The 6,338-nt window shown below is 71.4% G+C and carries 8 protein-coding genes; 7 read left to right on the top strand and 1 reads right to left on the bottom strand.

Features of this window, described 5'->3' with window-relative positions; translation table 11 throughout:
- From K4G64_RS15695 to nusB, 6 genes are all read left to right on the top strand, one after another.
- A partial coding sequence (locus K4G64_RS15695) for a shikimate kinase (RefSeq protein ID WP_308122382.1) occupies positions 1-287 on the top strand: 287 nt, incomplete at its 5' end.
- Positions 284-1,375 (top strand): 3-dehydroquinate synthase, encoded by a 1,092-nt coding sequence (aroB, locus tag K4G64_RS15690; RefSeq protein WP_189589371.1) that lies wholly within the window; start codon positions 284-286, stop codon positions 1,373-1,375. The genes K4G64_RS15695 and aroB, both read left to right, overlap by 4 nt.
- Positions 1,376-1,539: 164 nt before the next feature.
- Entirely contained in the window at positions 1,540-2,397 is an 858-nt protein-coding gene (locus K4G64_RS15685) for a Pro-rich N-terminal domain-containing protein (RefSeq protein ID WP_221756653.1), read from the top strand.
- A 178-nt stretch (positions 2,398-2,575) separates the two neighbouring features.
- Positions 2,576-3,691, top strand: a complete 1,116-nt coding sequence (locus K4G64_RS15680; RefSeq protein ID WP_221756652.1) for an aminopeptidase P family protein — start codon at positions 2,576-2,578, stop codon at positions 3,689-3,691.
- A 53-nt stretch (positions 3,692-3,744) separates the two neighbouring features.
- A complete protein-coding gene (gene efp / locus K4G64_RS15675; protein ID WP_030843148.1) occupies positions 3,745-4,311 on the top strand; it encodes an elongation factor P in 567 nt (188 codons plus the stop codon).
- A gap of 2 nt (positions 4,312-4,313) precedes the next feature.
- Positions 4,314-4,748 carry a transcription antitermination factor NusB gene (nusB, locus tag K4G64_RS15670; RefSeq protein ID WP_221756651.1) on the top strand — a complete coding sequence of 145 codons (435 nt, stop codon included), beginning with the start codon at positions 4,314-4,316 and terminating at the stop codon, positions 4,746-4,748.
- 186 nt (positions 4,749-4,934) lie between these two features.
- Here the strand turns inward: nusB and bldD are convergent, their stop codons facing one another.
- Complete coding sequence (gene bldD, locus K4G64_RS15665; RefSeq protein WP_018570201.1) at positions 4,935-5,438, bottom strand: transcriptional regulator BldD; 504 nt, start codon at positions 5,436-5,438, stop codon at positions 4,935-4,937.
- A 266-nt stretch (positions 5,439-5,704) separates the two neighbouring features.
- Here bldD and pyrR point away from each other — a divergent pair, with 266 nt between their 5' ends.
- Positions 5,705-6,271 carry a bifunctional pyr operon transcriptional regulator/uracil phosphoribosyltransferase PyrR gene (gene pyrR / locus K4G64_RS15660; protein ID WP_221756650.1) on the top strand — a complete coding sequence of 189 codons (567 nt, stop codon included), beginning with the start codon at positions 5,705-5,707 and terminating at the stop codon, positions 6,269-6,271.
- The last annotated feature ends 67 nt before the right edge of the window (positions 6,272-6,338 follow it).

The raw sequence follows: 6,338 nt of genomic DNA, 5'->3' as shown, positions 1-6,338 counted from the left end.
TGGCCCTGGGCGGCGGCGCGATCCTCGACGCCGGCACGCGCGCGCTGCTCGCCGGGCAGCGGGTGGCGTACCTGTCGATGGACGTCGAGGAGGCGGTCAAGCGCACCGGCCTCAACACGGCCCGCCCTCTGCTCGCGGTCAATCCGCGCAAGCAGTGGCGCGAGCTCATGGAGGCCCGCCGCCACCTGTACGAGGAGGTCGCCACGGCCGTGATCGCCACCGACGGCCGGACCCCCGAAGAGGTCACCCAAGCCGCCCTGGACGCACTGGAGTTGAAGGAAGCATGAGCGAGGCAGTCACGCGGATCCAGGTCGGCGGCACCGCGGGGACGGACCCGTACGAGGTGCTGGTGGGCCGGCAGCTGCTGGGTGAACTCGGCGGCCTGATCGGCGAGAAGGCCCAGCGGGTTGCGATCGTCCACCCCGAGGCGCTGGCCGAGACCGGCGACGCGCTGCGCGCAGACCTGGCCGAGCAGGGCTACGAGGTGGTAGCCGTCCAGGTGCCCAACGCGGAGGAGGCCAAGACCGCCGAGGTCGCCGCCTACTGCTGGAAGGCGCTCGGCCAGTCCGGGTTCACGCGCAGCGACGTCATCGTCGGCGTCGGCGGCGGCGCGACCACCGACCTGGCCGGGTTCGTCGCTGCGACCTGGCTGCGCGGGGTGCGCTGGATCGCCATCCCCACCACCGTGCTCGCCATGGTGGACGCGGCCGTCGGAGGGAAGACCGGCATCAACACCGCCGAGGGCAAGAACCTCGTCGGAGCCTTCCACCCGCCCGCCGGTGTGCTCTGCGACCTGGCCGCGCTGGACTCCCTGCCGGTCAACGACTACGTCTCCGGCCTCGCCGAGGTCATCAAGGCCGGCTTCATCGCCGACCCGGTGATCCTGGACCTCATCGAGTCCGACGTACAGGGCGCCCGCACCCCGGCCGGCCCGCACACGGCCGAGCTCATCGAGCGCTCCATCCGGGTCAAGGCCGACGTCGTGTCGTCCGACCTCAAGGAGTCGGGCCTGCGCGAGATCCTCAACTACGGCCACACGCTGGGCCACGCCATCGAGAAGAACGAGCGCTACAAGTGGCGCCACGGCGCCGCGGTCTCGGTCGGCATGCACTTCGCCGCCGAACTGGGTCGCCTGGCGGGCCGGTTGGACGACGCGACGGCCGACCGCCACCGCACGATCCTCGAAGCGGTCGGGCTGCCCCTGCACTACCGGTACGACCAGTGGCCCAAGCTGCTGGAGACCATGAAGGTCGACAAGAAGTCACGCGGCAACCTGCTGCGCTTCATCGTCCTCGACGGTCTGGCCAAGCCCACCGTCCTGGAGGGACCCGACCCGGCCGTGCTGCTCGCCGCGTACGGCGAAGTGGGCCAGTAAGTCCTCCGGCGCGCCTTCCGCCCGAAATCGCCTTACGGGGCCGGGCACTTCGGGCCGCCCCCGGCCGTTCACACATCGACGACCGGGGGCGGTACCGTTCGGTAGCAGCGGGTTCCGCCCCCGCTGTCAGCGCCCATCGCCTGTACGAGACGGAGTGGCACCGGATGCAGCACGCAGTGGGTTCTCCGCTGCCGCCGCCCCATCAGCCGGGGCACGGACCGGCCACGGGCTGGTCGCCGGCCGCACATCACCCGGGCCCGCAGCACGCGGGCGCGCACCAGGGCTCCGTGCCCGTGCCCCCGCCGCCCCCGGCACCGGGATATCCGGCGCCCCCGCCCGGACCGGGACCGGCCGCGGCTTCCGCCCCGCCGACGCCGGAGACCACCGGGCACGTGCCGCTGCCGCCCGGCGGCCCGGTCGCCATGCCGATGGCCCCGCCCGCCGCGACCGTTCCCGACCCCGCCGGCACGACGCTCGCGGTGCTGCTCATCGGCCCCGCGGGTGCGGGCAAGACCAGCGTCGCCAAGTACTGGGCGGACCACCGCCGGGTCCCCACGGCCCACATCAGCCTCGACGACGTACGCGAGTGGGTCCGCTCCGGCTTCGCCGACCCTCAGTCCGGGTGGAACGACAACTCCGAGGCGCAGTACCGCCTGGCCCGCCGCACCTGCGGCTTCGCCGCGCGGAACTTCCTGGCGAACGGCATCTCGTGCATCCTCGACGACGCGGTCTTCCCCGACCGCCCGGTCGTCGGCCTCGGCGGCTGGAAGCGCCACGTGGGGCCGGGCCTGCTGCCGGTCGTGCTCCTGCCGGGCCTGGAGATCGTCCTGGAACGCAACGCGGAGCGCTCGGGCAACCGACGGCTGTCCGACGAGGAGGTCGCCCGCATCCACGGCCGCATGGCCGGCTGGTACGGATCCGGCCTGCCGATCATCGACAACTCCCAGCTGGACGTCCCGGAGACGGCGCGCGTACTGGATGAGGTCCTGGCCCGCTCCATCGCAAGCCCACCCCAGTGGTGAGCGGCCCGTAGGGGCGCGGGGAACTGCGCGACCAGCCCCCACGTAGCCGCGGACGGCATACGACCCCGCGCGGCACCCCGTCTCCCGAAAGGCACCCTGCCCACCCGGACATCTCGGGCACCGCCCACTCAGACCCCCTCAACCGGCGCGAAACCGGCGGAGCTCATACGCTCGGGTCATGTCAGAGGTGTACGCGGCCCGCCGGACGCGTCTGAGGGAATACTGCAACGCGGGCGGCAGCGCGGCGGCGCTGGTCTCCCGCCCCGCCAACGTGCGCTATCTCGCGGGCGCCGCCCCGCAGGGCGCCGTTCTGCTGCTGGGCAGGACCGAGGAGGACGACCTCCTGGTCAGTGCCGGAGCGGCGGCCGACCGGCCCACGCAGGAGCGCCCCGACGAGGCCCTGCGCGTCCAGACCCTGCCCGGAGTCGGCGGCGGTGACCCGGCCGTCGCGGCCGCCGGCCTCGCCGCGGGCCAGGGCGCCGACTCCCTGGCCGTGGAGGAGCACCACCTCACCGTGGCCCGCCACCGCGCCCTCGGCTCGGTCGCCCCCGGGCTGCGCCTTGCCGATCTCGGTAGCGCCGTCGAGCAGCTCAGGGTCGTCAAGGACGAGGAGGAGATCTCCTGCCTGCGCATCGGCGCCGAGATCGCCGACCAGGCTCTCGGCGAACTGCTGGAGTCGATCCTCGTCGGCCGCACCGAGCGCCATCTCGCCCTGGAACTCGAACGACGGCTCGTGGACCACGGGGCGGACGGGCCGGCCTTCCCGACGTCCGTCGGCACCGGTCCGAACGCCGGCCGTCCCGGCCACCGGCCCACCGACCGCCGGGTCGAGGAGGGCGACTTCCTCTCCGTCTGCCTCGGCGCGACCTACCGCGGCTACCGCTGCGAGATCGGCCGCACGTTCGTCATCGGCACGGCTCCCGCGGACTGGCAGATCGAGCTGTACGACCTGGTCTTCGCGGCCCAGCGGGCCGGGCGTGAGAGCCTGGTACCCGGCGCCGCCTGCCGGGACGTCGACCGCGCGGCCCGTCAGGTGCTGGACTCCGCGGGGTACACGGAGGGCCTGACGATCCTGACCGGACACGGCGTAGGGCTCGAAATCGACGAGGACCCTCAATTGAGTCCTGCGGCCATGGGTAAACTGGACGCTTGCGTGCCAGTCACCGTCGAACCGGGGGTCCACCTCCCGGGCCGGGGCGGTGTCCGGATCGATGACACGCTCGTCGTCCGCCCCGAGGCGGACGGCGGACCCGAGCTACTCACCATCACGACCAAGGAGCTGCTCGCCCTGTAGCCAGGCAGGCGCGTGCCCCGGGGTCGTACGTCAGTCCAGGAGATTCCGCAACCGTGGCTTCCACGAACGACCTCAAGAACGGCATGGTGCTCAAGCTCGAAGGCGGCCAGCTCTGGTCCGTCGTCGAGTTCCAGCACGTCAAGCCCGGCAAGGGCCCGGCCTTCGTGCGCACCAAGCTCAAGAACGTGCTCTCCGGCAAGGTCGTCGACAAGACCTTCAACGCCGGCGTCAAGGTCGAAACGGCCACCGTCGACAAGCGCGACATGCAGTTCTCCTACATGGACGGCGAGTACTTCGTCTTCATGGACATGGAGACCTACGACCAGCTGCACGTCGACAAGAAGGCCGTCGGCGACGCCGCGAACTTCCTGATCGAGGGCTTCACCGCCACCGTCGCGCAGCACGAGGGCGAGGTGCTCTTCGTGGAGCTGCCGGCCGCCGTCGAGCTCGTCATCCAGGAGACCGAGCCGGGCGTCCAGGGCGACCGCTCCACCGGTGGCACCAAGCCCGCCATCCTGGAGACCGGCCACCAGATCAACGTGCCGCTCTTCATCACCACCGGTGAGAAGATCAAGGTCGACACCCGCACCAGCGACTACCTCGGCCGGGTGAACAGCTAACCGTGGCTGCCCGCAACACGGCCCGTAAGCGCGCCTTCCAGATCCTCTTCGAGGGGGACCAGCGCGGCGCCGATGTGCTGACCGTCCTCGCGGACTGGGTCCGGCTGTCCCGGGCGGACACCCGGCAGCCGCCGGTCAGCGAGTACACGATGGAGCTGGTCGAGGGCTACGCGGAGCACGCGAAGCGCATCGACGAGCTGATCGCGCAGTACGCCGTCGGCTGGACCCTCGACCGGATGCCCGTCGTCGACCGCAACATCCTGCGGCTCGGTGCCTACGAGCTGATCTGGGTCGACGCGACGCCGGACGCCGTCGTCCTCGACGAGATGGTGCAGCTGGCGAAGGAGTTCTCCACGGAGGAGTCGCCCTCGTTCGTGAACGGCCTGCTCGGCCGGTTCAAGGAACTCAAGCCCTCGCTCCGCCGCGACGAGGTCTGAGACGGACCACATGCCGGAGGGCCCGCAGCGTCACCGCTGCGGGCCCTCCGGCGTTCCCGTACGTCCTCGTGCGGCGGCGGGGATGTCACCGCCGCACAACGCCGCCGGGGTGGCCGGGAACCATACGGTTCCGGCCACCCCGGCGGCACGTTTCTGCTGGGCCCGCCCAACGGCCCCGCGGAGCGGTCAGGCCTCCTCGTGGGACGCCACAGCGCGGCGCGCGTCAGCGTCCAGGACGCCCCAGCTGATCAGCTGCTCCGTGAGGACGGACGGCGACTGGTCGTAGATGACGGCGAGTGTGCGCAGGTCGTCCTGGCGGATCGACAGCACCTTGCCGTTGTAGTCACCGCGCTGCGACTGGATCGTGGCCGCGTAGCGCTGAAGAGGGCCCGCCTTCTCGGCCGGCACCGTGGCCAGCCGCTCCAGGTCCAGGACCAGCTTCGGCGGCGGCTCGGCGGCGCCGCCCGGGGTCGTGCCCGGAAGCAGCTCCTGCACCGGAACGCCGTAGAAGTCCGCCAGCTCGGCAAGGCGCTGCACGGTCACGGCACGGTCGCCGCGCTCGTACGAACCGACCACGACCGCCTTCCAGCGGCCCTGGGACTTCTCCTCGACACCGTGGAGGGAAAGGCCCTGCTGGGTGCGGATCGCCCGGAGCTTGGCCCCGAGCTGTTTGGCGTATTCGCTGGACATATAGCTCCCCGGCACTGTGTCGACGCGTCTGGCGTGGGTGCCAGGCCGCGCGGCTGGTAACTCACTGTGAGGTTACGCAGCGTTACTCTGCTGCGTCAAGCCGAATGGTCCGCACCGACTCTTCCGTGGTATCGGCCTCCCATTGGGCCGGATGAGTGATCCGAGGGGGCCATACGGGCGATCGCGGGGACCTGCTACCGTGTATGGCGCAATCCCGACGTCCTTTAAGGTCCGTCCCGTGAGGCGGAGAAGGAGGTCCGTCTCGTATGGACACGCACGACACGCAGTCCGATGCCCGGCCCGTTCTCGAAGGGCCCGACATCGCGCGGGTACTGACCCGCATCGCCCACGAGATCGTCGAGCGCGCCAAGGGCGCCGACGACGTGGTGCTCCTCGGCATTCCGACCCGGGGCGTCTTCCTCGCCCGGCGGATCGCGGACAAGCTCGAGCAGATCACCGAGCGCAAGGTTCCGTGCGGCTCGCTCGACATCACCATGTACCGCGACGACCTGCGCATGCACCCGCCGCGTGCGCTCGCCCGCACCGAGATCCCCGGTGACGGCCTCGACGGCAAGCTCGTCGTCCTCGTCGACGACGTGCTCTTCTCCGGCCGCACCATCCGCGCCGCCCTCGACGCCCTGAACGACATCGGGCGCCCGCGCGCGGTGCAGCTCGCCGTCCTCGTCGACCGCGGACACCGCGAACTGCCCATCCGCGCCGACTACGTCGGCAAGAACCTCCCCACGTCGTTGCGGGAGACGGTGAAGGTCCAGCTCGCCGAGGAGGACGGTCGCGACACCGTGCTGCTCGGCGCCAAGCCGACCCCTCAGTAGCGCTCCAGGCGTACGCCGCCGTCGTACGCCCGCGACGTTGCGCCCTCGCGCGCCCGTCTGCCCCAAA

The organism is Streptomyces sp. WAC04114, from assembly GCF_019733245.1.
In the GTDB taxonomy this organism is placed as follows: Bacteria; Actinomycetota; Actinomycetes; order Streptomycetales; family Streptomycetaceae; genus Streptomyces; species Streptomyces massasporeus_A.
This window is presented reverse-complemented; position numbering and strand designations above follow the sequence as displayed.

Excerpts from the sequence above, each read along its gene's own strand:
- aroB (WP_189589371.1), top strand. The coding sequence starts at position 284 with ATGAGCGAGGCAGTCACGCGGATCCAGGTCGGCGGCACCGCGGGGACG.
- pyrR (WP_221756650.1), top strand. The coding sequence starts at position 5,705 with ATGGACACGCACGACACGCAGTCCGATGCCCGGCCCGTTCTCGAAGGG.
- K4G64_RS15685 (WP_221756653.1), top strand. The coding sequence starts at position 1,540 with ATGCAGCACGCAGTGGGTTCTCCGCTGCCGCCGCCCCATCAGCCGGGG.
- bldD (WP_018570201.1), bottom strand. The coding sequence starts at position 5,438 with ATGTCCAGCGAATACGCCAAACAGCTCGGGGCCAAGCTCCGGGCGATC.
- K4G64_RS15680 (WP_221756652.1), top strand. The coding sequence starts at position 2,576 with ATGTCAGAGGTGTACGCGGCCCGCCGGACGCGTCTGAGGGAATACTGC.